The sequence below is a fragment of the Nocardia sp. NPDC059177 genome (genome assembly GCF_042755165.1).
Classification (GTDB): Bacteria; Actinomycetota; Actinomycetes; order Mycobacteriales; family Mycobacteriaceae; genus Nocardia.
Window position 1 is genome coordinate 109,866 of the sequence record NZ_JBHZBX010000002.1, and the last position, 25,008, is coordinate 134,873.

The following is a 25,008-nucleotide window of genomic DNA, read 5'->3' on the forward strand; positions in this document are numbered from 1 at the left end:
ACCCGCGCGCCCGTCCCCACGCCGTGCCCTCGAAGGAGATTTGATGACTGAGACCACGCTGCCCCCCAACGGCGGTGCGGGCGACCGGATCGAACCGGTCGACATCCAGAACGAAATGCAGTCCAGCTACATCGACTACGCGATGAGCGTGATCGTCGGCCGCGCGCTGCCCGATGTGCGCGATGGCCTCAAGCCGGTGCACCGCCGCGTGCTCTACGCGATGTACGACAACGGCTACCGCCCCGACCGCGGCTATGTGAAGTCCGCGCGTCCGGTCGCCGAGACCATGGGTAACTACCACCCGCACGGCGATTCGTCGATCTACGACACCCTCGTGCGCATGGCCCAGCCCTGGTCGCTGCGCTATCCGCTGGTCGACGGCCAGGGCAATTTCGGTTCGCGCGGCAACGACGGCGCGGCCGCCATGCGTTACACCGAGTGCCGCCTGACGCCGCTGGCCATGGAGATGCTGCGCGAGATCGACCACGAGACGGTCGATTTCGTGCCCAACTACGACGGTCGCTCGCAGGAGCCGACCGTGCTGCCCGCGCGCGTGCCCGCCCTGCTGATGAACGGCAGCAACGGCATCGCGGTCGGTATGGCGACCAATATCCCGCCGCACAACCTCAACGAGCTGGCCGAGGCCATCTACTGGGCGCTGGAGAACTTCGACGCCGACGAGGAATCCACCCTCGCCGCCTGCATGGAGCGGGTCAAGGGCCCTGACTTCCCGACGCACGGCCTGATCGTGGGCGGTCAGGGCATCCACGACGCCTACACCACCGGGCGCGGTTCCATCCGGATGCGCGGTGTGGTGGAGATCGAGGAGGGCAGCCGCGGGCAGACCCAGATCGTCATCACCGAGCTGCCGTACCAGGTCAACACCGACAACTTCATCAACTCCATCGCGGAGCAGGTGAAGGACGGCAAGATCGCCGGCATCTCCGATATCCACGACGAGTCCTCCGATCGCGCCGGGATGCGGATCGTGGTGACGGTCAAGCGGGACGCGGTCGCCAAGGTCGTGCTGAACAACCTGTACAAGCACACCCAGCTGCAGACCAGCTTCGGCGCGAACATGCTCTCGATCGTCGACGGGGTGCCGCGCACGCTGCGCCTGGATCAGATGATCCGGTACTACACCAATCACCAGCTGGAAGTGATCGTCCGGCGCACCCGTTACCTGCTGCGCAAGGCCGAGGAGCGGGCCCACATCCTGCGCGGCCTGGTCAAGGCGCTCGACCTGCTCGACGAGGTCATCGCGCTGATCCGGCGTTCGGCCAACACCGACACCGCGCGCACCGGCCTGATGCAGCTGCTCGACATCGACGAGATCCAGTCGACCGCGATCCTGGACATGCAGCTGCGCCGCCTCTCGGCCCTGGAGCGGCAGAAGATCGTCGACGATCTGGCCAAGATCGAGCTCGAGATCGCCGACTACAAGGACATCCTGGAAAAGCCCGAGCGGCAGCGCGCCATCGTGCGCGACGAGCTGGCCGAGATCGTCGAGAAGTATGGTGACGACCGCCGGACCAGGATCATCGCCAATGACGGTGACGTCGCCGACGAGGATCTGATCGCCCGCGAGGACGTGGTCGTCACGATCACCGAGACCGGTTACGCCAAGCGCACCAAGACCGACCTGTACCGCTCGCAGAAGCGCGGCGGCAAGGGCGTGCAGGGCGCCGGCCTCAAGCAGGACGACATCGTCAAGCACTTCTTCGTCTCCTCTACCCACGACTGGCTGCTGTTCTTCACCAACAAGGGCCGGGTCTACCGGGCCAAGGCCTACGAGCTGCCCGAGGCCAACCGGACCGCGCGTGGTCAGCACGTGGCCAACCTGCTGGCCTTCCAGCCGGACGAGAAGATCGCCCAGATCATCCAGCTCAAGACCTACGAGGACGCGCCGTACCTGGTGCTGGCCACCCGGGCGGGCCTGGTGAAGAAGTCCAAGCTCACCGATTTCGACTCCAACCGTTCCGGCGGCATCGTCGCGGTGAACCTGCGTGACGACGACGAGCTGGTCGGCGCCGTGCTGTGCTCGGCCGACGACGATCTGCTGCTGGTCTCGGCGCACGGCCAGTCGATCCGGTTCGCCGCCACCGACGAGGCGCTGCGCCCGATGGGCCGCGCCACCTCCGGTGTGCAGGGCATGCGGTTCAACGCCGACGACGAACTGCTCTCGCTCAATGTGGTGCGCGCCGAGACCTACCTTTTGGTGGCGACCGCCGGTGGGTATGCGAAACGTACGGCGATCGAGGAGTACACCGCGCAGGGTCGTGGCGGAAAGGGCGTATTGACAATCCAATACGATCCGAAACGTGGCAGCCTGGTCGGAGCGCTCATCGTCGACGACGAGGACGAGTTGTACGCGATCACTTCCAGTGGTGGCGTCATCCGCACCGCTGCCAAGCAAGTTCGCAAGGCCGGACGCCAGACCAAGGGCGTGCGATTGATGAACCTCGCGGATGGCGATACCTTGCTAGCGATCGCGCGCAACGCCGACGAGCCCGATCCCGATCAGCTCACCGGCGACGCGGCTTCGGAGCAATAACCCAACCAGCGGCGGCAACGAACGGATCTGAGGATTCCATTGACCACACCGAATCAGTCGAACGACGATCGGAACCAGACCAACGGCGTCACCGAGCGGATCGCCGCGTCTCCGATCCAGCCGCGACCGATCCCACGCCAGGGCGCCCAGGGTGAAGGTGCCCCGGCGCCGGAATCCGGTGCCGCGGGCGGCGAATCGTTCGACAACGGGAAGGGCGGCAAATCGCCCTACCAGGACGGGTGGGCGCAGCTGCCGCAGCGTGAGCCGCAGTCGAACCTGTACCGGCCCGGCGAGTCGCCGAGCCAGGGCAGGCCGTCCTCGCCCGCCCCGGCCGGTGGCGGCGGTGGTGGGCTCAAGGGCAGCGGCGCGTCCAACGCCCGCACCACGGCCGACCTCGCGGCCAAGGCGGCCCGCAAGGAAGCGGCGATGGTGAAGTCCGTCGGTATCGACGGGCCGACCCGCAGCATCGCGCGGCCGGAGCTGGTCAAGGACATGCCCGATCTGTCCGAGGTCCGTCATCCCACGCCGGACGCGCCGCCTGCGGCGCCCCCTGGGCTACCGATGGCCCAGGTGCCGTCGCATCCCGGACCGAGCGCCAGGGCCGTGGCGGCGCCGTCGGTCTCGCCCGCGGTTCCGGTGGCCATCGCGGCCGCCGCGACGGGTGAGCCGCTGCGCGCGACGGTGCAGATCCGCCGGATCGACCCGTGGTCGACGCTGAAGATCACCCTGGTGATCAGTGTGGCGTTGTTCTTCGTGTGGATGGTGGCCGTCGGCCTGCTCTACATCGTGCTGGCCGGCATGGGTGTGTGGGACAACCTGGACAACTCGCTGGGTGAGATGCTCAACCAGGAGGGCAGCTCGTCGAGCCTGATCGATGCGGGCACGATCTTCGGCTATGCCGGTGTGATCGGTCTGATCAATGTGGTGCTGTTCACCGCGCTGGCGACGGTCGGGGTGTTCATCTACAACCAGTGCTGCGATCTGGTCGGCGGTATCCAGGTGACCCTGGCCGATCCGGACTAGGAAAGTCACTGCCGTGCCACGGCCGGTCGAACCCGGAAAACGGGTTTGACCGGCCGTTTTGGTACTCCGTGGTGCGGTGGGGTAATCTCGTTTCTCGTTGCGGTTCACTGCTCCGGCAGGGGATCGGAATGCATTCGGGCCTATAGCTCAGGCGGTTAGAGCGCTTCGCTGATAACGAAGAGGTCGGAGGTTCAAGTCCTCCTAGGCCCACTCCCGAACATCACAGTAGGGTGGGAATCATGAAGATTGTCCTCACGGTCGGTGTTGTGATCGCGGTTCTCATCGGTATCACCAAATTCCGCAAGCGCGATGACGCTGACCTCTGGAAAGAGGTCACCACCCGCTGATTCGGGTGTGCCAACTGGTTTGACGCCAGCAAGGGGCCTTAGCTCAATTGGCAGAGCACTGCCTTTGCAAGGCAGGGGTTAGGGGTTCGATTCCCCTAGGCTCCACTTCTGTGAATTCCATGGTTTTCGATTTCCTGCTCACCGCCGTCCCCGGCGATTCCGCCGCGGTCGACGCGCCGGCGGGTCTGGCCCGGCATCGGGCACTGTCCGCTGATTTCCCGAGTTCGCTCGATCGTGCCGCGATCGGTGGATTCGACAGCGCGGGAACAGGATCGGCCTTCCTCGCCGGCTACCACGAAGCATTGCGCGCGCTGGTTCCCGCGCTCGCCCCCACCGATCTCGTCTCGATGTGCGCCACCGAAGCAGGCGGTGGGCGGCCCTCGGCGATCGCCACCACCGTCACCGCGGACGGGCACGTCACCGGCACCAAATCCTTCGTCACGCTCGGCACCTTCGCCACCCGGTATCTGGTGATCGCGCGCGCGGGCGAGCAGCCCGACGGCAGGCCGGCGCTGCGCGCGGTGCTGGTACCCGCCGGTCCGGCCGCCGTGGTGACACCGTTGCCCGAACTGCCGTTCGCGCCGGAGATCCCGCACGCGAGCGTGGTGTTCGACGCCGCGCCCGGCGACATGCTGCCCGGCGACGGCTACACCGATTTCCTCAAGCCCTTCCGGACCGTCGAGGACGTCCACGTGCTCGCCGCTCTGCTCGGACAGCTCGTGCGGGTGGCCCGGCAAGGACAATGGCCCGCCGAGGCCGTAGAACAGCTGCTGGCGCTGTTTGCGGCGGTGCGTGGCCTCGGTGCCGAGGACCCGGGTTCGGTGGGCGTGCACATCGCGCTGGGCGGCGTCTTCGACCGGCTGGCGCGGCTGTGCGCCGACCAGGAACCGCTGTGGGCGCGGGTCGACCCGGAGATCAGGCAGCGCTGGGAGCGGGACCTGCCGCTGCTCGGGGTCGCGGGCAAGGTGCGGGCCGCGCGCCTGGCGGCCGCCTGGAATTCGCTGGCGTGATCACCTGGTGAAGGTGCCCAGGCCGTTCTCGTCGAAGTAGTTCAGGGTGAGTTCGCCGCCGGTGAAGGTCGCCGAGGAGACGCTGCCGGGCGGGGCGTTCTCGCCGCTGGGTTCGAAGGCGAAGGTGTCGCCGTCCCAGTGCCGCAGCGGGTAGTGCTCGGTGGCCGGGCCGATGGCGAGTTCGAGGCCGGTCGGGGTTTCGGTGATCCGCGCCGGACCCCAGTACTCGTTGGCGTAGGTGCCGACGTAGCTCGCGAGCGGCTGGGCGGGCGCCGGATTCGGTGGCGGGGCCTGGCCGGACAGGTCGCCTTCCGGATCGGACAGTGAGCTCAGCGCGTCGCGGAACAGGCCGCGCCAGTCCTCGCGGATCTCACCGAACTGGACCAGGTCGGCGAACTCGGCGGTGATCGTCTCCGGGACGCCGATCGGGGCCGCGTTGGTGAGCGCGACGATGGCCACGTCGGCGGACGGGATGACCAGGAAGTTGGTGGCCGCGCCGAGGGTGAACCCGCCGGAATGGCTGTAGGCGGTGCGGCCCGACGCCGCGGTCGAGGAGTTGAAGCCGAATCCGTAGGCGCCCGCGCGGGCATCCGGCGTGGCTGCGGGCGCCGAGATGATCTGCGGGGTGATCGCGGGCAGCAGGGCCTCGGCGGGGGCGATCGGCGCGCCGTCGGCGAGCAGCATCGTCAGCCAGCGGGCCATGTCGTCGACCGAGGAGCTCACCCCGCCCGCGGGGGACTGGGCGTCGGGATTGCGGACCGAGCGCGCCACCCAGCGGCCGTCGATGTTCACGTGGCCGACCGCGCGATCGGGCCTGGCCAGGAAGTCGTCGAAGCGGGAGCTGGTCGATCCCATGCCCAGCGGGGTGTAGAGCGCGTCGGCCGAGAGCTGGGCCCAGTCCTTGCCCGCCGCGGCGGCCACTGCCTCCGCGCCAGCGGTGAACCCGAAGTTGGTGTACTCGTAGGTGATCCGGAACGGGGAAAGGGGTTCCAGGCGCAGTTTCTCCAGGATCGCGGCCTGGTCGAAGCCGATGTCCTCTAGCCGGTCGCCGGCGTGATCGGGCAGGCCGCTGCGGTGCGCGAGCAGATCGCCGACCGTGAGTTCGGCGGTGGTCGCGGGGTCGGCCAGCGCGAAATCCGGCAGGTGGGTGACCACAGGGGTGGTCCAGTCGACCCGGCCAGCGCCGACCTGGCTGGCGACGACGGTCGCGGCCACCGACTTCGACACCGAGGCCAGCTGGAAGACGGTGTCGGTGTCGACCTTGTCGTCGGTACCCGCCTGCCGCACGCCGAAGCCCTTGGCGTACACGGTCTTTCCACCGTGCACGACGGCCACGGCCATGCCGGGGATGTGGGTGCTGTCCATGATCGACTCGACCAGCTCGTCGAGTTCGCCGACGGCGTTGTCGACCGCGTCGTCGGGCAGCGGGATGCCGGCGACCTGGTTCGGCGGGAGCGCGGCGGTGCTGGTGGTCGTGGCGGCGTGGTCGTCGTCGGAATCGGCGCAGCCCACCAGGATCGTCATCGAGACGACGACCGCCGCGATCGCACCCCGGGCAGGCACCATGGGGCGACGATAGTCCCGGTTGCCCGCCGATCGCGGGATCGTCGCTGGACTGTGACGGTGGGTGCGCCGGTGCGCCGTAGCCGAATGGCCGAGCTGCAACCTTGCCGGAAAATGGGGAGCGGGCCTCGGCGAAGGGGGGGAGTTAGCCGAGGCCCGCGTAGGGTCGGCCCGGGGGGGAGGGGCCGACGTGAACGATCCTACGCGATATGTGCGGAATTCGCGTACGCGCAACGGAGGAGTTTCCGATATTTTTCGGCGCAGGCCGGTGCGGTGAGTGCCGGACGGGCGCTGGGTACTCGGCAGTAGGTTTCGCCGGTCGTCCTGCGATTGTGTTATCGGCACCCGAATTGGCTGGTACGCAAGGTTTTACGGGCCGAACGCGGTGAACGGGTTCTTGTTTGCCGGGTGGTCGCGCCGGGCGACGCGGTAGCGCACAGCCGGCCTTCGCCCCGGAAAAATCAGTCCGATTCGCCGCGTGTCGCGAGCGCTCGGCATGTCGAACATCGGTGTACGTCTGCCGTGGTGGCGCGCCGGAATTTCGGATGCGACTTGTCGGTGGGTACCGCAATACTGGGGCGAACAGCATGCGAACCCCTACGACACCAGGAGAATCATGCCCGACGCAATCGTCGCCGAGGGTCTGGTCAAACGGTACGGGCAACTGATCGCCCTGGACGGACTCGACCTGTCCGTGCCCGAAGGTACCGTCACCGCGCTGCTCGGCCCGAACGGCGCGGGGAAGACCACGACCGTTCGCGTACTCACCACCCTGCTGGTCCCCGACGAAGGCCGCGCCACCGTCGCCGGGATCGATGTCATCAACAATCCACAGGCGCTGCGCTCCCATATCGGCGCCTCCGGGCAGTACGCCGCGGTCGACGAGTACCTCACCGGCTTCGAGAACCTCGAGATGGTCGGCAGGCTCTATCACCTCGGCACGCAGCGCAGTAAAGAACGCGCGCGTGAACTGCTCGACCGGTTCCGGCTCAGCGATGCCGCCGACCGGCCGGTCAAGGGCTACTCCGGCGGCATGCGCAGGCGCCTGGACCTCGCGGGCGCGCTGGTCGCCAATCCGCCGGTGCTGTTCCTCGACGAGCCGACCACCGGGCTCGACCCGCGTGCCCGGCTCGACCTGTGGGACGTCATCGAGGAGCTGGTGGCCGGCGGCACCACCCTGCTGCTCACCACCCAGTACATGGACGAGGCCGACCGGCTCGCCGACTCCATCGCGGTGATCGACCACGGCACGGTGATCGCCCGCGGAACCGCCGACGAACTCAAGGCCCTCGTCGGCGGCGACCGGATCGAACTCACCGTCGCCCACGTCGACGAACTGGCCGCCGCCCAGCAGGTGCTGACCGGCCTGGCCGACGGCGAGATCCACCTCGAACCCGGCCTGCGCAGGCTCACCGTCCCGGTGGCCGAAGGATCCCAGGACCTGGTCACCGCGATCGGCAGGCTCACCGAGCACAAGGTGACCATCAACGACGTCGCCCTGCGCCGTCCCTCGCTCGACGATGTCTTCCTCACCCTCACCGGACACGAGGCCGAGGAACTGGTCGGTGGTAACGCCGAGGTCGAGCCCGCGGGCGCCATGGAAGGGAAGAACCGATGAGTGCCACGATCGAGACCGTCCAGCCCGCCGCGCCCGGGTTGGGGGAGCGGCTGCGGATGGTTGTCAGCGACAGCGTGACGATCGCCAAGCGCAATGTCATCAAGATCAAGCGCGTGCCCGACGTGCTGATCTTCACCACGTTGTCGCCGATCATGTTCGTGCTGCTGTTCGCCTACGTCTTCGGCACGGCGATCAAGATCCCCGGCATGGAGGGCGGCTACCGCGAATTCCTGATCGCGGGCATCTTCGTGCAGACCGTGGTGTTCGGCGCCTCGTTCACCGGTGCCGGCCTGGCCGAGGACATGCAGAAGGGCATCATCGACCGGTTCCGCTCGCTGCCGATGGCGCCCTCGGCGGTGCTGGTCGGCCGCACGATCAGCGATGTGGTGATCAATGTGGTGAGCCTGGTGGTGATGTCGCTGACCGGCCTTGTCGTCGGCTGGCGTATCCGCGGCTCGTTCGTCGACGCGGTGCTGGCCTACCTGCTCATGCTGCTGTTCGCCTACGCGCTGTCCTGGATGATGGCGGTGGTCGGGCTGCTGGTCCGGGCGCCGGAGGTGTTCAACAACGCCAGCTTCATGGTGATCTTCCCGCTGACGTTCTTGTCCAACGCCTTCGTCCCGATGGACGATCTGCCCGGCCCGCTGCGGGTGTTCGCCGAATGGAACCCCATGTCGGCGCTCACCCAGGCGGTGCGTGACCTGTTCGGCAACACCAGTCCGCTGGCACCGCCCTCGCAGGCCTGGCCGATGCAGCACCCGGTGATCACCTCACTGGTCTGGATCGTGGTGATCCTGGTGGTGTTCGTGCCGCTGGCGCAGATGCAGTACAAGAAGTCGGTGAGCCGCTGACGGGTCAGTGCGCGCCGGTCTCCGCAGCGGCGGGCGCCGAGCCGTTGCGCGAATAGCCCAGGCGCGGCGGCTCGGCGGCGGGCTCGGGCAACTGGGGACGCTTGCTGCGGGCGACCCAGGCCAGCGCGCCCGCGCTGGCGATCGCGAGCGAGGCGATGAGCGGGTTACGAAGCTTCATGCGACCACTGTACGAGACGCTCCAGCGAGGTCCCTGGCCTCACGCCGCCTGCGTGGCACCATAACTGCGTGACCTCACCCAACCAGACGGCCGTGGCGACGCTGCACACCAACCACGGCGATATCAGGATCGCGCTCTTCGGTAATCACGCACCCAAGACGGTGCGCAATTTCGTCGGTCTCGTCGACGGCACCGCGCCCTACACCACCGTCAATGCCGGTGGTACGGGATCGGGTCCGTTCTACGATGGCGCTCTGTTCCATCGGGTGATGCCGGGCTTCATGATCCAGGGCGGCGACCCGACCGGTACCGGACGCGGCGGGCCCGGCTACGAGTTCGGTGACGAGTTCCATCCGGACCTGCGCTTCGACCGGGGCTATCTGGTCGCGATGGCCAACGGCGGGCCAGCCACCAACGGCTCGCAGTTCTTCATCACGGCCAGCGCGCAGCCGCATCTGAACCGCAAGCACACCATTTTCGGCGAGGTGGTCGATCCGGATTCGCGCAAGGTCGTGGACGCGATCGCCGAGGTGAAGACCGACCGCAACGATCGCCCCGAAGATCCCGTGGTGATCTCTTCGGTCACCGTGCTTGTCTGAGCGCTGGCGCGCTCGAGTTCGCGGCCACCACGGGCCACCGGTCAGCCACCGTTTCTTGCTCCTTCGTCGCCTACGAAACGGCGGCTGACCGGTGACCCGGCCGCGAACCGCCGCTGCGCGGCGATCCCTCCTCGAGGTCGGGATGTGCGGGGCTGGGAGTGCGGAGCGGCGAATGCTTCACGTGAAACGTTGCGCTAGTCCGATACTGACGCGAAGCCGTTGACCACCAGGGCGTCGTAGACGTCGTGGGGGTTGGTGCCGAGGTCCCAGCGGCCGAAGATCAGCAGGCGCTCGGTGTCGTTGTGCCGGACGTCGACCTCGAGCATCGCGCTCTTGCGGCCGAGGCGGCGGTAGGACACCATCCGGATGCGGTCGATCCGGTCGAGCGGATAGGCCTGCGGGCCGGTGAGGGTGCCGACCACCAGGCGGGGTGCGGGGCCCGGGACCATGGTCAGGCGGGGTCGCTGCCGGATGCCGAGTACCGCCATGCCGAGCATGGCGACCGCGGCCAGGCCGATGAGCAGCCGGCTGGGGCCGTCGGAGGCCAGGATCGCGGCCACCACCAGCACCAGGCCGCCGCCGGTCACCACGAGCAGTCCCGCCAGGGGAGTGGTCCACGAGGTGCCCTCGGTGGATTGACCTGCGCTCACGCGGTGTGTTCCCCCCTTGCTCCTCGAGTTGTCCACAGCTTCATCCACAGGTGTGCATGAATTACACAGGTGTAATCCACATCGCGGGGGATGATCAGCGCCACCGCATGGTCATGATCAGGCCGATGACCATCAGACCGAAGCCGACCAGGAAGTTCCAGGCGCCCAGGTCGTACATCCAGCCGATGTGCTCCTGTGCCAGGTAGTAGACGATGAGCCAGGCCAGGCCGGCGAGCATGAAGCCGAGCATGATCGCGACGTACCAGACCGGGGAGGGACCCACCGCTTTCACCTTCACCGGCGTGCGGCTGGCGGGGCTCGGGGTGTAATCGGCCTTCTTGCGGACCTTGGACTTGGGCATGACGTCCTCGAATTCGGCGTATAAGTAACCTCTAGGCTATCCCACCAGGTAATGGATGCGACGACCTACGGGGTCGGCACGTACCCTCGACGCATGCGTGTATTGGTCGTCGACAACTACGACAGCTTCGTGTTCAACCTGGTGCAGTACCTGGGCCAGCTTGGTGCCGAGGCCGTGGTCTGGCGTAACGACGATCCCCGCCTCGACGACCTGGACACCCTGCTCACCCGCGGCGACGAAGGCGGTTCGTTCGACGGCGTGTTGGTCAGCCCCGGTCCCGGCAGTCCCGATCGTGCGGGCGCGAGCATTCCACTGGTGCGCGCCGCCGCCGGGCACGGCACCCCGCTGCTCGGTGTGTGCCTGGGGCACCAGGCCATCGGCGAGGCCTTCGGCGGCACCGTCGACCGGGCCCCGGAACTGCTGCACGGCAAGACCAGCTCGGTCTATCACCTGGGCTCCGGCGTCCTGGCCGGCCTGCCCGACCCGTTCACCGCCACCCGCTACCACTCGCTGACCGTGCTCCCGGAGACCATGCCCGCCGAACTCGAGGTGGTCGGCCACACCGAGAGCGGCATCGTGATGGCGATGCGTCACCGCACGCTGCCGATCCACGGCGTGCAGTTCCACCCGGAGTCGGTGCTCACCCAGGGCGGGCACCGGATGCTGGCCAACTGGCTCGAGGTCTGCGGTGAACGACCGTCCGAGGCGCTGGTCTCGGCGCTCGAGGCCGAAGTGGCCGCGCTGGTGACGATGTAGCGGCTCACCGGGCCGCGACGTGTGCGCCGGCCGCTGATGTCCGAGCAGCGGCCGCCGCGATACTGGACTGACACCGAGAAGGAGCGCAGCGAGTGAGCAGGCCCCGGGTGCGGCTATCGGTGGCCGCCAGTCTCGACGGCTATATCGACGACGCGAGCGCGCAGCGGCTGCTGTTGTCCAACAGCGCGGACTTCGACGCGGTCGATCAGGTGCGGGCCGAATCCGACGCCATCCTGGTGGGCGCGCAGACCTTGCGGACGGACAATCCGCGCCTGCTGGTGAACAGTGCCGAGCGCCGGGCCGCGCGGGTGGCGGCGGGCAAGCCGGAGTATCCGGTGAAGGTGACCGTCACCGAGTCCGGCGATCTCGATCCGGAACTGCGGTTCTGGCACACCGGCGGCGCGAAACTGGTCTACACCGGCGCTGCGAGCGCGGCGCGGCTCGGTGGCCGGCTGGCCGGCCTGGCCGAGGTGATCGCGCTCGGTGACCGACCCACGCTGCCCGCTCTCCTCGACGATCTCGGCGCCCGCGGTATCCACAGGTTGATGGTCGAGGGCGGTACCGGGATGCACACCGGCTTCCTGGCCGCCGATCTGGTGGACGAGATCCGGCTGGCGATCGCGCCGATCCTGGTCGGTGACCCGGCGGCGCCACGCTTCGTCGGCCCAGCGCTGTTCCCTGGTGGCGCACAGCGCAGACTGCTGTTGACGGGTGTGGAACAACTTGGGGATGTCGCCGTGCTGAACTACCTGGTCAACCCTGGGGACAACGCGATCCGCTAACCGCCCCTGTGTGCGAAATACCTGCTCCGACCTGCGAATATGTGGCTGTTCACACATTGTCCGCGAAATCGCTGCACACCTGAACATGACAGACTCCACAACGGGCGAAAGCTGTGGATAACTTCGACACCAGGGGATTTCGAATGAGCGATGGCGACGCGACCGACACCGACCACCGATTCATGCACAGGGCGATCGACCTCGCGCGCGAATGCCCGCCCAGCTCGACGGCCTATTCGGTGGGCGCGGTCATCGTCGCCGACGGGGTGGAGATCGCCACCGGCTACTCACGCGAGACCGACGAGAAGGTACACGCCGAGGAGTCGGCACTGAACAAGCTGGACCCCGACGACCCCCGGCTGACCAGGGCGACGATCTACAGCACGCTCGAACCGTGCTCGACGCGCGCCACCGCGACCCGGCCGCCCTGCACCGACCGGATCCTGGCCGCGGGCATCCCCACCGTGGTCATCGCCTGGCGCGAACCGAGCCTGTTCGTCGCGGCCTGCGAGGGTGTGGACAAACTCCGCGCGCACGGTGTGCGGGTGGTGGAGTTGACCGACCTGGCCGCGGCGGCCAAGTCGATGAACTCCCACCTCGATCTGAGCTGAGGCTCAGGGCCGCCCGTAGATGGCGGTCACGAACTCGCCGAGCTGGTTGTCGTCGAGGTGGCGGGCCAGATCGGCCTCGCTGATCATCCCGACCAGCCGCTTGTCCTCGATCACCGGCATCCGCTTGACCCGGTGCCCTTCCATCTGGTCGAGCACTTCCTCCACATCGGCGTCCGCGCTGACCCAGCGCGGGGTCGACTCGCAGAGCTCGGCCGCGGTCGTGGTCTCGGGGGACAACCCGAGCGCGACGCACTTCACGACGATGTCGCGGTCGGTGATGATGCCGCACATGCGCTCGTTGTCGTCGGCGACGACCAGCGAGCCGACACCGAGATCGGCCATCGCCGCCGCCGCGGTTGCCACGGTGTCGCCACGAGTGATCCACTGCGCGCCCGGCTTCATGATGTCCCTGGCTGTGGTCATAAAGCTACCCTCCTGAGTCAGCGTTGCTGGGTCGGATGAAGCAGCCTCATTCTGCGCTCGCCGCGGCGCGGCAGACAGATTCTCCACGCAATCGAGACCTCGCTAGCGCGGGATCGGTGACGCACCCACCTGCAGCACGACATTGCCGTTGACCGTGACGGTGCCGCCCGGGGCCGGACTCTGCCCGACGATCTTGCCCGAGGCGTTGCCGTCGAGGGTGATCACCGTGGTCTGGCTCAGCTGACCGGACCAGCCCAGCGCGCGCAGCTTCTCCTGCGCCTGCACCGGGGTGAGCCCGCTCAGGTCGGGGACATCGATCCGGTCGCCGTCGGAGACCTGGACGGTGATCGTCGAGCCCTTGTCGGCATTGCTGCCGCCGGACGGGCTGGTCGACAGGACCGTGCCCTTGGGCTGCGCGGACTTGACGTTCTGGATCGTCACCTTGAAACCGGCGCCGTCCACCAGGTTCGGCTGCGCGACCGAGATGTCCTGGCCGACCACGTCGGGCACCCTGACCTGCTCGGGACCGCTGCCGATGATCAAGGTGATCGGCAGATCGATGCTCACCCAGGTGCCGAGCCGCGGCTCGGTCTCGACGACCTTGTCGGTCTCGGCGATGCTGGAGGCTTTCTTGCGCACCTGCGGGTCGATGCTCAGGCCGATCGCGTTGAGCGCCTGCTCGGCGTCGGCCTGCGACATGCCCTCGACCTTGGGCACCTGGACCTGCGCCGGACCGGTCGAGACCTGCACCGTGACGGTGCTGCCCTCGTCGATGCGTGAACCACCCAGCGGCTGGGTCGCGATGACATTGCCCGGCATCACCCGGCTGTCCGGCTTGTCCTCGGTCGCCACCTGGAAACCAGCTTTGACCAGCGCTGTCTGCGCCTGCTGCTTGGACTGGCCCGACACATCGGGCACCGCGACCTGGTCGGGCTTGCTGCCCGGCCCGAGCAGCACCCAGAACAGGCCGAACGCCACCGCCAGCGCCGCGGCCACGCCGAGCGCCAGCAGACCGGTGCGGTTGCGCCCCTCGGCGGGCGGGCCGACCGCGGCCTGCTCGGAGGTGTCGTCGCGGCGATCACGGAAGCTGCGCGGGGCGGGCTCGTCCTCGTAATCCATGATGGTGGTGCGATCTTCGTCGTTCATCACCATCGGCGCGCTCGGCTTCTGCCCGCCGAGCACCCGGATCAGATCGGCGCGCATCTCCGCGGCCGTCTGGTAGCGGTTGGCCGGGTTCTTGGCCATCGCCTTGAGGATCACCGAGTCGAGTTCGCGCGGCACGCCGGGATTCACCGACGACGGCAGCGGCGGGTCCTCCTTGACGTGCTGATACGCCACCGCGAGCGGCGAGTCACCGATGAACGGCGGCTGCCCGGTGAGGATCTCGAAGAGCACACAGCCCACCGAGTACACATCCGAGCGCGCGTCCACGGTCTCACCGCGCGCCTGCTCGGGCGAGAGGTACTGCGCGGTGCCGATCACCGCGGCGGTCTGGGTCATCGGGTTGGAGCTGTCGGCCATCGCGCGCGCGATGCCGAAGTCCATCACCTTCACCGCGCCGGCGCGGTTGATCATGATGTTGGCCGGCTTCATGTCGCGGTGCACGATCCCGGCCTTGTGGCTGAAATCGAGCGCGGCGCACACGTCGGCGACGACCTCCATCGCCTTGCGCGGCGCGAGCGGGCCCTTGCCGCGCACGATGTCGCGCAGGGTGTCGCCCTCGACGTACTCCATCACGATGTAGGGCAGCGGGCCGCCGTCGACGGTGGCCTCACCGGTGTCGTAGACGGCGACGATCGCCGGATGATTCAGCGCCGCCGCGTTCTGCGCTTCGCGCTTGAAGCGCAGGTAGAACGTAGGATCGCGGGCCAGGTCGGCCCGCAGCACCTTGATCGCGACATCGCGCGAGAGGCGCACGTCGCTGGCCTTGTGCACCTCCGACATGCCGCCGAACCCGATGATCTCGCCCAGCTCGTACCGCGAGGAGAGATTCTTCGGGGTGGTCATGGCCGTCCTCTGTTCGGTTCGACGACATTGCCGTCATCGCCATCCGGGAACGGCAGGTCGAACGTGGGCAGGCGCGGCCCGCGCACAGTGGTGGTGCCACCCTCGGGTTTGGTCGTCGTCGGTTTGGTGGTGGTCGGTTTGGTGGTGGTGGTCGTCTTCGTGGTGGTCGTCGTCGGCGGTACCGACGTGGTGGTGGTCGGTTCCGGCGTGGTCGTCGGCGCCTCGGTGGTGGTGGTCGGTTCCGGTGTCCGGGTGGTGGTCGGCGCCTCCGACGGCGGCTCGATCACCGGCGGCGCCGATCTGGTGGTCACCGGCGGCGGCAGCGGCTGGGTGGTCTGCACCGTGGTGGTGGTCGTGGTGCTGCCACGGTTCGGCTCGCCGCCGAACAGCAACCACACCACGCCGCCGCCGAGCAGCAACGCGCCGACGCCGAGGGCGATCAGCCACTTCTGGTTGTTCTTGCTGTTGTTCGCCGGCTCCACGGCGGCGGGCGCGGCCGCCTGGGTGGGCGGGCCACCGTAACCGCCGGGCGGGGTGCCCGGCTGGTTGCCGAAGCGCATGGTCGCGCCGTCGTAATCGGCTCCGCCGGCCGGAATGGCCATGGTGGGGCCGGGCGGCAGCACCCGGGTCGCGCCGGTCATCGGCTGGCCGTAACCACTGGGCGGGGGCGGCATGTGCCCGGCGCGCACCGCGGCCACGGCGTCGGCGAACTCGCCGCCGCTGCTGTAGCGCTGCGCGGGGTCCTTGGCCATGGTGATCGCGATGAGTTCGTGCACGTTCGACGGCAGATCGGCCGGCATCGGCGGCGGCGCGTCGCGCACGTGCTTCATCGCGACGGTGATCGCGCCCTCACCGGTGAACGGGCGCATGCCGGCCAGGGCCTCGTAGCCGACGATGCCGAGGGAGTACACATCGCTGGCCGCGGTGGCGTCCTCGCCGACGGCCTGTTCGGGCGCGATGTACTGGGCGGTGCCCATCACCATGCCGGTCTTGGTCACCGGCGAGGCGTCGACCGCCTTGGCGATGCCGAAGTCGGTGATCTTCACCTGACCGGTCGGGGTGACGAGGATATTGCCCGGCTTGACGTCACGGTGCACCACGCCCGCCGCGTGCGCGACCTCGAGTGCGCGACCGGTCTGCTCGAGCATGTCCAGACCCTGCACGACCGAGAGCCGGCCCATCCGGTTGAGCACCGCGTTGAGCGGCTCGCCCTGGACCAGCTCCATCACCAGGTACGCGGTCTCGCCACCGGAGGGGTCGGTGGTCTCGCCGTAGTCGTAGATGCCCGCGATGCCGGGGGCGTTGAGCTGGGCGGTGGTGCGCGCCTCGACCCGGAACCGCTGACGGAAGGTCGGGTCGGCGGAGAACTCGGTCTTGAGGACCTTGACCGCCACCCGGCGGTCGAGCCGGGTGTCCATCGCTTCCCACACCTGACCCATGCCGCCGGTGGCGATGAGCCGTTGCAGGCGGTAGCGGTCAGCGATCATGGCGCCGTTGTTCAGCATCGGGGCCCCCGTGTTGTCACTCGCACACTCATTTCGTTCAGCCCCCTGCCAGGCCCGCGTCCAGTACCGACCTGGCGATCGGAGCGGCCACCGAGCCGCCGGTCGCCGCCAGCGCCCGGTCGCCGCCGTTCTCGACGATCACCGCGATGGCGATCTTCGGGTTCTGCGCGGGCGCAAAGGCCATATACCAGGCGTGTGGCGGGGTATTACGGGGATTGCTGCCGTGTTCGGCCGTACCGGTCTTGGACGCGATCTGGTACGCCGATCGGCCGCCGCCTACGGTATTGCTCTCCGAGGCGATCATCAGGTCCTTCAGTGTCGACGCTACCGGCCCGGTCACGGCTTGTCCGACCGAGACCGGTTCGGTCGTGCTCAGCTCGGACAGATCGGGCGCCTGGGTGGAATCGACCAGGTACGGCTGCATCCGGGTACCGCCGTTGGCGATGGTCGCCGCGATCACCGCGACATCGAGCGGGGTCACCGCGACATCGCGCTGGCCGATGCTGGACTGGCCGAGGGCGGCGTTGTCCGGGATCGAGCCGACGGTCGATTCGGCGACCGGGATCGGGACGCCACGGTGCGGGCCGATGCCGAACGCGGCGGCCTCGTCCTTGAGCTTGCTCGCGCCGACCTTCACACCCAGTTCGACGAACGCGGTGTTGCAGGAGCGCCGGAACGCCTCGTACAGGCTGGCGGTCGGCTGGTCACCGCAGGTGGTGCCGTTGTAGTTCTCCAGCGTGGTGCTGGTGCCGGGCAGGGTGATCCGCGGCGCGGCGGTGAACTGGTCGTCCGGGGTCGCGATCCCGTTGGACAGCGCGGCCGCGGTGACGATGGTCTTGAACGTCGACCCCGGCGGGTAGGTCTGCGAGACGGCGCGATTGAGCATCGGCTGGCTCTCGTCGGTGCTCAGCTCCTCCCAGGCCGCCCGCCCGGCCGCGCCGTCGTGGCCGGAGAGCCGGTTGGGGTCGTAGCTCGGGGTGGACACCATGGTCAGGATCTTGCCGGTGCTCGGCTCGATCGCGACGACCGCGCCGGTGTAGCCCTTGGACGTCATCTGCTCGTAGGCGACCTGCTGCATCAGCGGATTCAGCGTGGTCAGCACATTGCCGCCGCGCGGGTCGCGCCCGGAGAACATGTCGACAAGGCGGGTGCCGAACAGGCTCGAGTCGTTGCCCGACAGCAGCGGGTCCTCGGCCAGTTCCAGCCCGGTCTTGCCGTACTGCATCGAGTAGAAGCCGGTGACCGGCGCGTACGCCTCCGGCAGTGACGGGTACTGGCGCTGGTACTTGTACCGATCGTCGGTGGCGACCGAGCCGGCCAGCACCGAGCCGCCCGCGGAGATCTGACCGCGCTGGCGCGAGTACTCGTCGAGCAGCACCCGGGAGTTGCGGGGATCGCTGCGCAGATCGTCGGCCTTGACCACCTGCAGGTAGGTGGCGTTGACGAGCAACGCGACCACCATCACCATCACGGCGACGGCGACCCGGCGAAGCGGAGTGTTCATTCGCTGGCCCTGCCTTCCGGCCGTTTGATCATTTCGGTGGCCGCGTCGGCGATCGGCGCGGGCGCGCGCTTGCGGACCGGCGCCGGCGCGCGAGCGGAATCGGAGATCTTGATCAGCAGCCCGAGCAGCGCGTAGTTCGCCAGCAGCGACGAACCGCCGTAGGAGATGAAGGGGGTGGTGAGGCCGGTGAGCGGGATCAGCTTGGTGACACCGCCGACCACGACGAAGATCTGGATCGCGATCGTGAACGACAGGCCGGCCGCCAGCAGCTTGCCGAAGCTGTCCCGCACGGCCAGCGCGGTGCGCAGGCCGCGCACGATGAAGATCAGGAACAGCATCAGCACCGCGGTCAGGCCGATCAGCCCGAGTTCTTCGCCGATGGTGGTGACGATGAAGTCGGTCTTGGCGAAGGGCACCTGATCGGGCCGTCCGCTGCCCAGACCGGTACCCGCCAGCCCGCCGGTGGCGAAGCCGAACATCGACTGCGAGATCTGATAGCCGGTGTTGTGGTAGTCGTCGAACGGGTGCAGCCAGGTGTCGACGCGCACGCGCACGTGCCCGAACAGCTGATAGGCGAACACGAAACCCAGCGCGAGCAGGCCGCCGCCGATGATCAGCCAGCCCACCCGTTCGGTGGCGATGTAGATCATCACCAGCACCGTGCCGAAGATGAGCAGCGAGGTGCCGAGGTCCTTCTCCAGCACCAGCACACCGATGCAGACGACCCACACGATCAGCACCGGGCCCATATCGCGTGGGCGCGGGAACTCCATGCCGAGGAAGTGCTTGCCCGCCGCGGTGAACAGGTCACGCTTGGCCACCAGCACACCGGCGAAGAACACGATCAGCAGGATCTTCGCGAATTCGCCCGGCTGCACACTGAATCCGGGCAGCCGGATCCAGATCTTGGCGCCGTTGACTTCGGAGAACCGGCTGGGCAGCAGTGCCGGAATCGCCAGCGCGACCAGCCCGACCAGGCCTAGGGTGTAGGTATAGCGCGCCAGCGTGCGGTAGTCCCGCAAGACGATGAGCAGGCTGACGAACACCACGATGCCCAGGCCGGTCCACATGATCTGCTGGTTGGCGTCGGGAGAGGGGATCGGGCTGGATTCGTAGATCGCCTTCTGCGCGTCGGCGAGGTCGAGCCGATGGATCAGCACCAGACCCAAGCCGTTGAGCAGCGCCACGATCGGTAGCAGCAGCGGATCGGCGAACGGCGCGAACCGCCGCACCGCCAGATGCGCGATGCCGAACAGGGCGAGGAAGGCCAGACCGTACTTGGCGATGTCCCAGGTGACCGACTGCTCCTGGCTCGCCTCGACGATGAACAACGACACCGTCGTGATTCCCGCGGCGCCACCCAGCAGCAGCAACTCCTGGTTGCGCCGCGTCGACGGTGGTGGCGCTGGCGCGAATCCGCCAGGGGGGCTGGGGAATGCCCCAGCCGACGGCGGTGCCGGTGCGGACATCAGTCCGTCACCCGGCAGTTCTCCCCTGAGATCTGCGGAGTTGTCGGGGGGACGGTGGTCGTCGGCGGGGGCGCGGTGGTGGTCGTCGGGGTGGCGGGTTGATCGGGGCCGGGCGTCGGGGTGCCCGGCGTCACCGGGGGCACCTCGGTCGGCAGCAGCACGCCGGGCTGGGGCACCGATTCCTTCTTCGGGCACGGCGGCAGCAGTTCCTTGGCCGCCAGCACCTTCATGCTGTCGCGCGCCTTGTCCAGCGAATCCGGCGGCAGGCCCTTCTGCACCTGATCGCGGCCGGTCTGCTTGAGATCGCTGACCATCAGCGGCTTGCACCCGCTCGGCGGCTCGGCGCCCGCGTCGACAAGGGTGAGCTCACCCTTGCCGCTGACGCAGCCGGTGAGCTCCACATCGTGGATCGAGTAGCCCAGGATCGAGCCGGGCAGCCCGCGCATCACGACCACCTGATCGTGGTCGGCGCCCACGTAGTAGTTGCTGCGGATCATCTTGTAGCCCACCACGAGTCCCACCGCGACCGCGGCGATCAACGCCACCGACAGCAGCAGCCAGCGCAGCTTGTGCGACTTGGTCTCCGGCGGCGGTGGCGCGGCGGCGGCGCGGCGCGGTTGCGCGCGCGGCGGGCGCATGGCGGCGGCGCGACCGGCCGCGGTGTTCGGCGGCGGGGTGTCTTCCTCCTCCTCGGTGGAGGCGGCCCCGGCGACGATCGGATGACTCTGCCCGTAGTCGAGGTCGATCACATCGGCGACGACGACGGTGACGTTGTCGGGGCCACCGCTACGCAGCGCCAGCTCGATGAGCCGGTCGGCGCACTCGTCGGTGCTGCCCTCACGCATGGTGTTGCCGATGGTCTCGTCGCTGACCACATCGGACAGCCCGTCCGAGCACAGCAGATACCGGTCACCGGCGCGGGCCTCACGCATGATCAGCGTCGGCTCGATCTCGTTGCCGGTGAGGGCGCGCATGATCAGCGACCGCTGCGGATGGGTGTGCGCCTGCTCGGGGGTGATCCGGCCCTCGTCGACCAGCGACTGCACGAAGGTGTCGTCGCGGGTGATCTGGCTGAGTTCGCCGTCGCGCAGCATGTAGGCGCGCGAGTCGCCGATGTGCACCATGCCGAGCTTGCCGCCGGCGAACAGGATGGCGGTCAGGGTGGTGCCCATGCCGTCGAGTTCGGGTTCGGCCTCGACATGATCGGCGATGGCGGCGTTGCCGGAGCGGGTGGCGCGATCGAGCTTGCCGAGGATGTCCTGGCCCGGCTCGTCGTCGTCGAGATGCGCCAGCGCGGCGATCATCAACTGGGAGGCGACTTCACCGGCGGCGTGGCCACCCATGCCGTCGGCCAATGCCAGCAGGCGAGCGCCCGCGTAGACCGAATCCTCATTGTTGCCCCGGACGAGTCCGCGGTCGCTTCGCGCTGTATAGCGCAGAACAAGTGTCACGATCGCAGCTCGATCACTGTTTTGCCGACCCGGACAGGAGTACCGAGCGGAACACGGACGGCGGTGGTGACTTTCGCGCGGTCTAGATAAGTGCCGTTGGTGGAGCCGAGGTCCTCCACGTACCAGTCGTCACCACGCTGAGAGAGTCGCGCGTGCCTGGTCGAGGCATAGTCGTCGGTGAGTACCAGCGTCGAATCGTCGGCGCGGCCGATCAGGACCGGCTGCGTGCCGAGGGTGATTCGAGTGCCGGCGAGTGAACCATGAGTCACCACTAGATACTTGGCGCCCTTCTGGCCTCGGCTGAAGGAAGGCAGCACCGTGGAACCGCGGGCGGCCCTGGGCTGTATCCGGATGCCGGATGCCGCGTAGATATCGCTGCGCAAGGTCCGCAGAACGGCCCAGACGAACAACCAGAGCAGCAGCAGGAACCCCGCGCGGGTCAATTGCAGGATCAATCCCTGCACGGCGTTCCACCTCCTGTTCGCCCGGGTACGTCGGTACGCCAGGTGCGGGGCGAACCACCCCCACCAGCGCGCTGGCTTGCGGGCCCCGAGGTCGGGGCCGTGCGTGTAATGGCAGCATCATAGGGCCGACGGCGCCGACTCGTGACGTGCACCGCGCAGCTTACGGGATCAGACGATCCGGATCAGGATCTCGGAATGTCCGGCCCGGATGACGTCGCCGTCGGCGAGCTGCCAATCCTGCACCGGCGAGCCGTTGACCAGCGTGCCATTGGTGGAACCGAGGTCGGAGAGCATGGCCGTCTGGCCGTCCCAGCGCACCTCGATGTGGCGGCGCGACACCCCCGTGTCGGGCAGCCGGAAGTGGGCGTCCTGGCCGCGGCCGATGATGTTGGAACCCTCGCGCAGCTGGTAGGTGCGGCCGCTGCCGTCGTCGAGCTGCAGGGTGGCCGAGTAGCTCGACTGGGCGGGGGCGCCGTAGCCCGCGCCGCCCTGCTGGCCGTACCCCGCCTGCTGCTGGCCGTAGCCACCGCCCTGCTGGCCGTAGCCGCCCTGCTCCTCCTGGCCGTAGGCCGGTTCGGCGTAGCCCTGCTGGCCGCCGTAGCCACCCTGCTGGCCGTAGCCGGGATCGGCGTAGCCCTGCTGCTGGCCGTAGCCGCCCTGCTGGTCGTAGCCGGGTTCGGCGTAGCCCTGCTGGCCGCCGTAGCCGCCCTGCTGACCGTAACCACCTTGCTGGTCGTAGCCCTGCTGCTGGCCGTATCCGCCCTGCTGGTCGTAGCCGGGTTCGGCGTAACCCTGCTGGCCGCCGCCGTAGCCGCCCTGCTGACTGTAGGCCTGCTGGCCGTATCCGCCCTGCTGGTCGTAGCCCGGTTCGGCGTAGCCCTGCTGGCCGCCGTAGCCGCCCTGCTGACCGTATCCGCCCTGCTGGTCGTAGCCGTTCTGGTACTCGCCGCCCTGCTGGCCGTACGCGGCGTCGCCGTAGCCCTGCTGGGCGTCGGGCGCGGCGTAACCACCGCCGCCTTGACCGTATTCGTCGGGGTAGGCGCCCCCCGGAGCTGCCCCGCGGCCGGCGGGTGGCGGCGCGTACCCGCGATTGCGTGGATCGGACTCCGCGGGCTCTCGGCTCGGCTCGTAGCCTGAGTTGTGCGTCATGGGGCCAGCTCCTGGTTGCGGGTGTGCGGGTCGTTGTGGCTGTCCGGGGCGAGGTGGGGCGGTCCCGCGACCAGCGTCGGGGTCGACGTGGCCGCTCGCTCTGAACTGTCCGGTGTGCAGCGTAGGTGATGCCTCGAACGCCACGTGTACTTCGCCGTAGGTCTGCCAGCCCTGCTCGCGGATGTAATCCTGCAGATGTTTGGCGAACGCCTTGGTGGTGAGGTCGTGATCGGCGTCGAGCTTGCCGTGATCGGAAGAGTTGATCGTGATCACATAATTGTTGGGCGCGAGCTGATGCCCACCGCCCAGATCCTGGATGTGATCGGCGGCTTCGCGCTGTAGCGCGGCCTCGACTTCCTGCGGGACGACGCTGCCGCCGAACACGCGCGCGAACACATCACCGACGGCGCCCTGCAGGCGACGCTCGAATCTCGACACGATGCCCATCACAGCCCTCCCTTCGGTGCACGTATCCAGCCGGTGGACACGCTGGTTACGGCGTGTCCGGACGCGACCACGTTCCTTGCATGATATCCACGATCCTCCACCCCTGTAACTCCCGGCGAACCGCCCCGGTTCCCGCGCCGAAACCGATCCCATCACCGCAGGTCAGGGACGCGATTTTATTTTCTCCCGCCGGGCATGTTAGATTTTTCGAGTCGCTCGGGCGAGTGGCGGAATGGCAGACGCGCTGGCTTCAGGTGCCAGTGTCCGTAAGGACGTGGGGGTTCAAGTCCCCCTTCGCCCACCAGGCCAGAGGCTCGATCCATCCGGATCGGGCCTCTAGTCGTTTCCGGGGTGCTGGTCAGTTCTTCCGGGCGATCAGCAGGTGATGCGGAATCGGGGGGTTCGGCAGCGAACGTTGCTCGACGCGCAGGCCGGCCGCGGTGAGCGCGGCGACCACCTCGGCCACCGGACGAAGCGTGAAACCGTATGGGGTGAAAGGCATCTTGGCCATCGCCTCGGGATCGCCGATGCCGATCACCGCGGTACCGCCGGGGCGCAACACCCGCGCGAGTTCGGCGCAGGCGGCGGGCAGGTCGGCCAGGAAGTAGATGGTGTTGACGGTGATTGCCGCGTCGAGGCTCCCATCGGGCAGCGGCAGCGCGGTCAGGGAACCGTCGGCGAGCACGAGCCGGCCCGCCGTCGTCTCGGCGGTGAAGTGGGCGTGCGCGCTGGTGCGCATGTCCGGCGACGGCTCGATGCCGTGCACCACGCCGGCGGAGCCGACCCGGTCCAGCAGCAGGCCGAGTCCCACGCCGCCACCGAAACCGATATCGGCGACCGTCGCGCCGGGTTCCGGCCCGGCCGCGGCGATCGCGGCGGCGATGGCGCGCTTGTTCCCACGGTTGAGGAAGAAGGCGACCCCCTTGCCGAGCACGCCGTGCGGATTACCGAGCTGGGCGGCGATGGTCGTGAGCAGGCGATCCTTGACCCCGGTCATGCGCTCATCGTAGGGGGCCGGTGACCGCGCCGGAGAGTGTTGATCCGCCCTGGTGAGGCGAAGATCACAGGGGCCGGATCAGGGCTGTAATCCGGGTGTTCCCCGGCTGATTTCCGGACGTTCGGCGGACTGTTCGCAACCGGTCATTTGTTCAGTTAGAGGCGTCTAAGAGGAGTTCCGCCTCGATTGCTGATCTTCGATCATGTTTGCAGCGCTGTAAACAAACTTGAAGTCTCTTTTATCGCTCTCTGGATCGGGCAAACCGTAATTCCGTTGCCGAACCCGCAGGTGATCGGCTATGCCGGGCGGCCGCGGGTGATCCGGGCAACTCCGTCGCAGAAACCGATGACGCGGCAAGTAAGGGTGCGCTAAAGGTTGTCGGAGGTTTGCGGGAGGTGAATTTCCGGTGCCGCCGGACGCTCGATCGAGGTGCCGCCGGAAGTTTGCTGCGGGTGTGGATATCGGTTCGTTCACAGACCTTTGCGGGTTCGCAATTCTTACGCCGGACCTGCGCGTTGGGGGTTGCATGGGCATAACGATTGTGTACAGTTAACGGCAACGCTGGCCGCAGCTCGAGTCCAACTCGCTGCGGCCAGCGGAACTCAAATGGGGGAGTTCGAAACCTTCTCGTTACCTCGCGTAGCTGCTCATTGTCCGGCGCCGTTCCGGTCGGGTGTGCTCGGAGTTGC

General features: G+C 68.1%; 23 protein-coding genes and 3 tRNA genes. 13 read left to right on the forward strand and 13 right to left on the reverse strand.

The features are described from left to right. Positions 1–43 precede the first annotated feature (43 nt). The 6 genes from gyrA to ACFXK0_RS03695 all read left to right on the forward strand — a co-directional run bounded on the left by gyrA (position 44) and on the right by ACFXK0_RS03695 (position 4,934). Complete coding sequence (gene gyrA / locus ACFXK0_RS03670; protein WP_379408170.1) at positions 44–2,554, forward strand: DNA gyrase subunit A; 2,511 nt, start codon at positions 44–46, stop codon at positions 2,552–2,554. Positions 2,555–2,593: 39 nt separating this feature from the next. Then, positions 2,594–3,577 carry a DUF3566 domain-containing protein gene (locus ACFXK0_RS03675; RefSeq protein ID WP_379408171.1) on the forward strand — a complete coding sequence of 328 codons (984 nt, stop codon included), beginning with the start codon at positions 2,594–2,596 and terminating at the stop codon, positions 3,575–3,577. Positions 3,578–3,713: 136 nt separating this feature from the next. Continuing rightward, positions 3,714–3,787 (forward strand) — tRNA-Ile (locus tag ACFXK0_RS03680). A gap of 29 nt (positions 3,788–3,816) precedes the next feature. After that, positions 3,817–3,924 carry a DLW-39 family protein gene (locus ACFXK0_RS03685; protein WP_278260913.1) on the forward strand — a complete coding sequence of 36 codons (108 nt, stop codon included), beginning with the start codon at positions 3,817–3,819 and terminating at the stop codon, positions 3,922–3,924. Between the two features lie 32 nt (positions 3,925–3,956). Continuing rightward, positions 3,957–4,029: transfer RNA gene (locus ACFXK0_RS03690), tRNA-Ala, on the forward strand. A gap of 5 nt (positions 4,030–4,034) precedes the next feature. Continuing rightward, complete coding sequence (locus ACFXK0_RS03695) at positions 4,035–4,934, forward strand: acyl-CoA dehydrogenase (protein ID WP_379408172.1); 900 nt, start codon at positions 4,035–4,037, stop codon at positions 4,932–4,934. Here ACFXK0_RS03695 and ACFXK0_RS03700 read toward each other — a convergent pair whose 3' ends face one another. After that, positions 4,935–6,500 carry a serine hydrolase gene (locus ACFXK0_RS03700; protein WP_379408173.1) on the reverse strand — a complete coding sequence of 522 codons (1,566 nt, stop codon included), beginning with the start codon at positions 6,498–6,500 and terminating at the stop codon, positions 4,935–4,937. It abuts the gene before it with no gap. Positions 6,501–7,113: 613 nt separating this feature from the next. Between ACFXK0_RS03700 and ACFXK0_RS03705 the strand changes: the two genes are divergently transcribed. Together ACFXK0_RS03705 and ACFXK0_RS03710 are read left to right on the forward strand one after the other, a co-directional pair. Beyond that, positions 7,114–8,115: an ATP-binding cassette domain-containing protein gene (locus ACFXK0_RS03705; RefSeq protein WP_379408174.1), complete on the forward strand. Its 1,002-nt coding sequence runs from the start codon at positions 7,114–7,116 to the stop codon at positions 8,113–8,115. A 56-nt stretch (positions 8,116–8,171) separates the two neighbouring features. Further along, complete coding sequence (locus ACFXK0_RS03710; protein ID WP_379408469.1) at positions 8,172–8,966, forward strand: ABC transporter permease; 795 nt, start codon at positions 8,172–8,174, stop codon at positions 8,964–8,966. A 4-nt stretch (positions 8,967–8,970) separates the two neighbouring features. On the opposite strand, the gene ACFXK0_RS03715 is transcribed toward ACFXK0_RS03710, so the two are convergent. Beyond that, a complete protein-coding gene (locus tag ACFXK0_RS03715) occupies positions 8,971–9,144 on the reverse strand; it encodes a hypothetical protein (RefSeq protein WP_379408175.1) in 174 nt (57 codons plus the stop codon). 68 nt (positions 9,145–9,212) lie between these two features. Between ACFXK0_RS03715 and ACFXK0_RS03720 the strand changes: the two genes are divergently transcribed. Continuing rightward, the gene (locus ACFXK0_RS03720) at positions 9,213–9,743 is read left to right on the forward strand and encodes a peptidylprolyl isomerase (RefSeq protein WP_379408176.1); all 531 of its coding nucleotides are present in this window, start codon (positions 9,213–9,215) and stop codon (positions 9,741–9,743) included. Positions 9,744–9,937: 194 nt separating this feature from the next. Here the strand turns inward: ACFXK0_RS03720 and ACFXK0_RS03725 are convergent, their stop codons facing one another. Together ACFXK0_RS03725 and crgA are read right to left on the reverse strand one after the other, a co-directional pair. Then, positions 9,938–10,393: a PH domain-containing protein gene (locus ACFXK0_RS03725; RefSeq protein ID WP_379408177.1), complete on the reverse strand. Its 456-nt coding sequence runs from the start codon at positions 10,391–10,393 to the stop codon at positions 9,938–9,940. Between the two features lie 94 nt (positions 10,394–10,487). After that, positions 10,488–10,754 (reverse strand): cell division protein CrgA, encoded by a 267-nt coding sequence (crgA, locus tag ACFXK0_RS03730; RefSeq protein WP_379408178.1) that lies wholly within the window; start codon positions 10,752–10,754, stop codon positions 10,488–10,490. A gap of 93 nt (positions 10,755–10,847) precedes the next feature. On the opposite strand from crgA, the gene ACFXK0_RS03735 reads away from it, so the two are divergent. From ACFXK0_RS03735 to ACFXK0_RS03745, 3 genes are all read left to right on the forward strand, one after another. Beyond that, entirely contained in the window at positions 10,848–11,510 is a 663-nt protein-coding gene (locus ACFXK0_RS03735) for an aminodeoxychorismate/anthranilate synthase component II (RefSeq protein ID WP_379408179.1), read from the forward strand. Positions 11,511–11,602: 92 nt separating this feature from the next. After that, entirely contained in the window at positions 11,603–12,292 is a 690-nt protein-coding gene (locus tag ACFXK0_RS03740; protein WP_379408180.1) for a RibD family protein, read from the forward strand. A 143-nt stretch (positions 12,293–12,435) separates the two neighbouring features. After that, the gene (locus tag ACFXK0_RS03745; RefSeq protein WP_379408181.1) at positions 12,436–12,903 is read left to right on the forward strand and encodes a deaminase; all 468 of its coding nucleotides are present in this window, start codon (positions 12,436–12,438) and stop codon (positions 12,901–12,903) included. A gap of 3 nt (positions 12,904–12,906) precedes the next feature. On the opposite strand, the gene ACFXK0_RS03750 is transcribed toward ACFXK0_RS03745, so the two are convergent. The 8 genes from ACFXK0_RS03750 to ACFXK0_RS03785 all read right to left on the reverse strand — a co-directional run bounded on the left by ACFXK0_RS03750 (position 12,907) and on the right by ACFXK0_RS03785 (position 23,322). Continuing rightward, on the reverse strand, positions 12,907–13,326 hold the full coding sequence (locus tag ACFXK0_RS03750) for a CBS domain-containing protein (RefSeq protein ID WP_379408182.1): 420 nt from the start codon (positions 13,324–13,326) through the stop codon (positions 12,907–12,909). A 102-nt stretch (positions 13,327–13,428) separates the two neighbouring features. Continuing rightward, positions 13,429–15,333, reverse strand: a complete 1,905-nt coding sequence (pknB, locus tag ACFXK0_RS03755) for a Stk1 family PASTA domain-containing Ser/Thr kinase (protein ID WP_379408183.1) — start codon at positions 15,331–15,333, stop codon at positions 13,429–13,431. After that, positions 15,330–16,838: a protein kinase gene (locus ACFXK0_RS03760; protein WP_379408184.1), complete on the reverse strand. Its 1,509-nt coding sequence runs from the start codon at positions 16,836–16,838 to the stop codon at positions 15,330–15,332. The genes pknB and ACFXK0_RS03760 overlap by 4 nt, the downstream gene beginning before the upstream one ends. Before the next feature lie 37 nt (positions 16,839–16,875). Beyond that, positions 16,876–18,342, reverse strand: coding sequence for a peptidoglycan D,D-transpeptidase FtsI family protein (locus tag ACFXK0_RS03765; protein WP_379408185.1), 1,467 nt, complete (start codon positions 18,340–18,342; stop codon positions 16,876–16,878). Then, positions 18,339–19,811: an FtsW/RodA/SpoVE family cell cycle protein gene (locus ACFXK0_RS03770; RefSeq protein WP_379408186.1), complete on the reverse strand. Its 1,473-nt coding sequence runs from the start codon at positions 19,809–19,811 to the stop codon at positions 18,339–18,341. The genes ACFXK0_RS03765 and ACFXK0_RS03770 overlap by 4 nt, the downstream gene beginning before the upstream one ends. After that, positions 19,811–21,262, reverse strand: coding sequence for a PP2C family protein-serine/threonine phosphatase (locus ACFXK0_RS03775; protein WP_379408187.1), 1,452 nt, complete (start codon positions 21,260–21,262; stop codon positions 19,811–19,813). The genes ACFXK0_RS03770 and ACFXK0_RS03775 overlap by 1 nt, the downstream gene beginning before the upstream one ends. Then, positions 21,259–21,726: an FHA domain-containing protein gene (locus ACFXK0_RS03780; RefSeq protein ID WP_110037970.1), complete on the reverse strand. Its 468-nt coding sequence runs from the start codon at positions 21,724–21,726 to the stop codon at positions 21,259–21,261. The genes ACFXK0_RS03775 and ACFXK0_RS03780 overlap by 4 nt, the downstream gene beginning before the upstream one ends. A 168-nt stretch (positions 21,727–21,894) precedes the next feature. After that, complete coding sequence (locus tag ACFXK0_RS03785) at positions 21,895–23,322, reverse strand: DUF3662 and FHA domain-containing protein (RefSeq protein ID WP_379408188.1); 1,428 nt, start codon at positions 23,320–23,322, stop codon at positions 21,895–21,897. Positions 23,323–23,540: 218 nt separating this feature from the next. On the opposite strand from ACFXK0_RS03785, the gene ACFXK0_RS03790 reads away from it, so the two are divergent. Beyond that, positions 23,541–23,626: transfer RNA gene (locus ACFXK0_RS03790), tRNA-Leu, on the forward strand. A 54-nt stretch (positions 23,627–23,680) separates the two neighbouring features. Here ACFXK0_RS03790 and ACFXK0_RS03795 read toward each other — a convergent pair. Continuing rightward, positions 23,681–24,319, reverse strand: coding sequence for a methyltransferase domain-containing protein (locus ACFXK0_RS03795; protein WP_379408189.1), 639 nt, complete (start codon positions 24,317–24,319; stop codon positions 23,681–23,683). Positions 24,320–25,008: the final 689 nt, after the last annotated feature.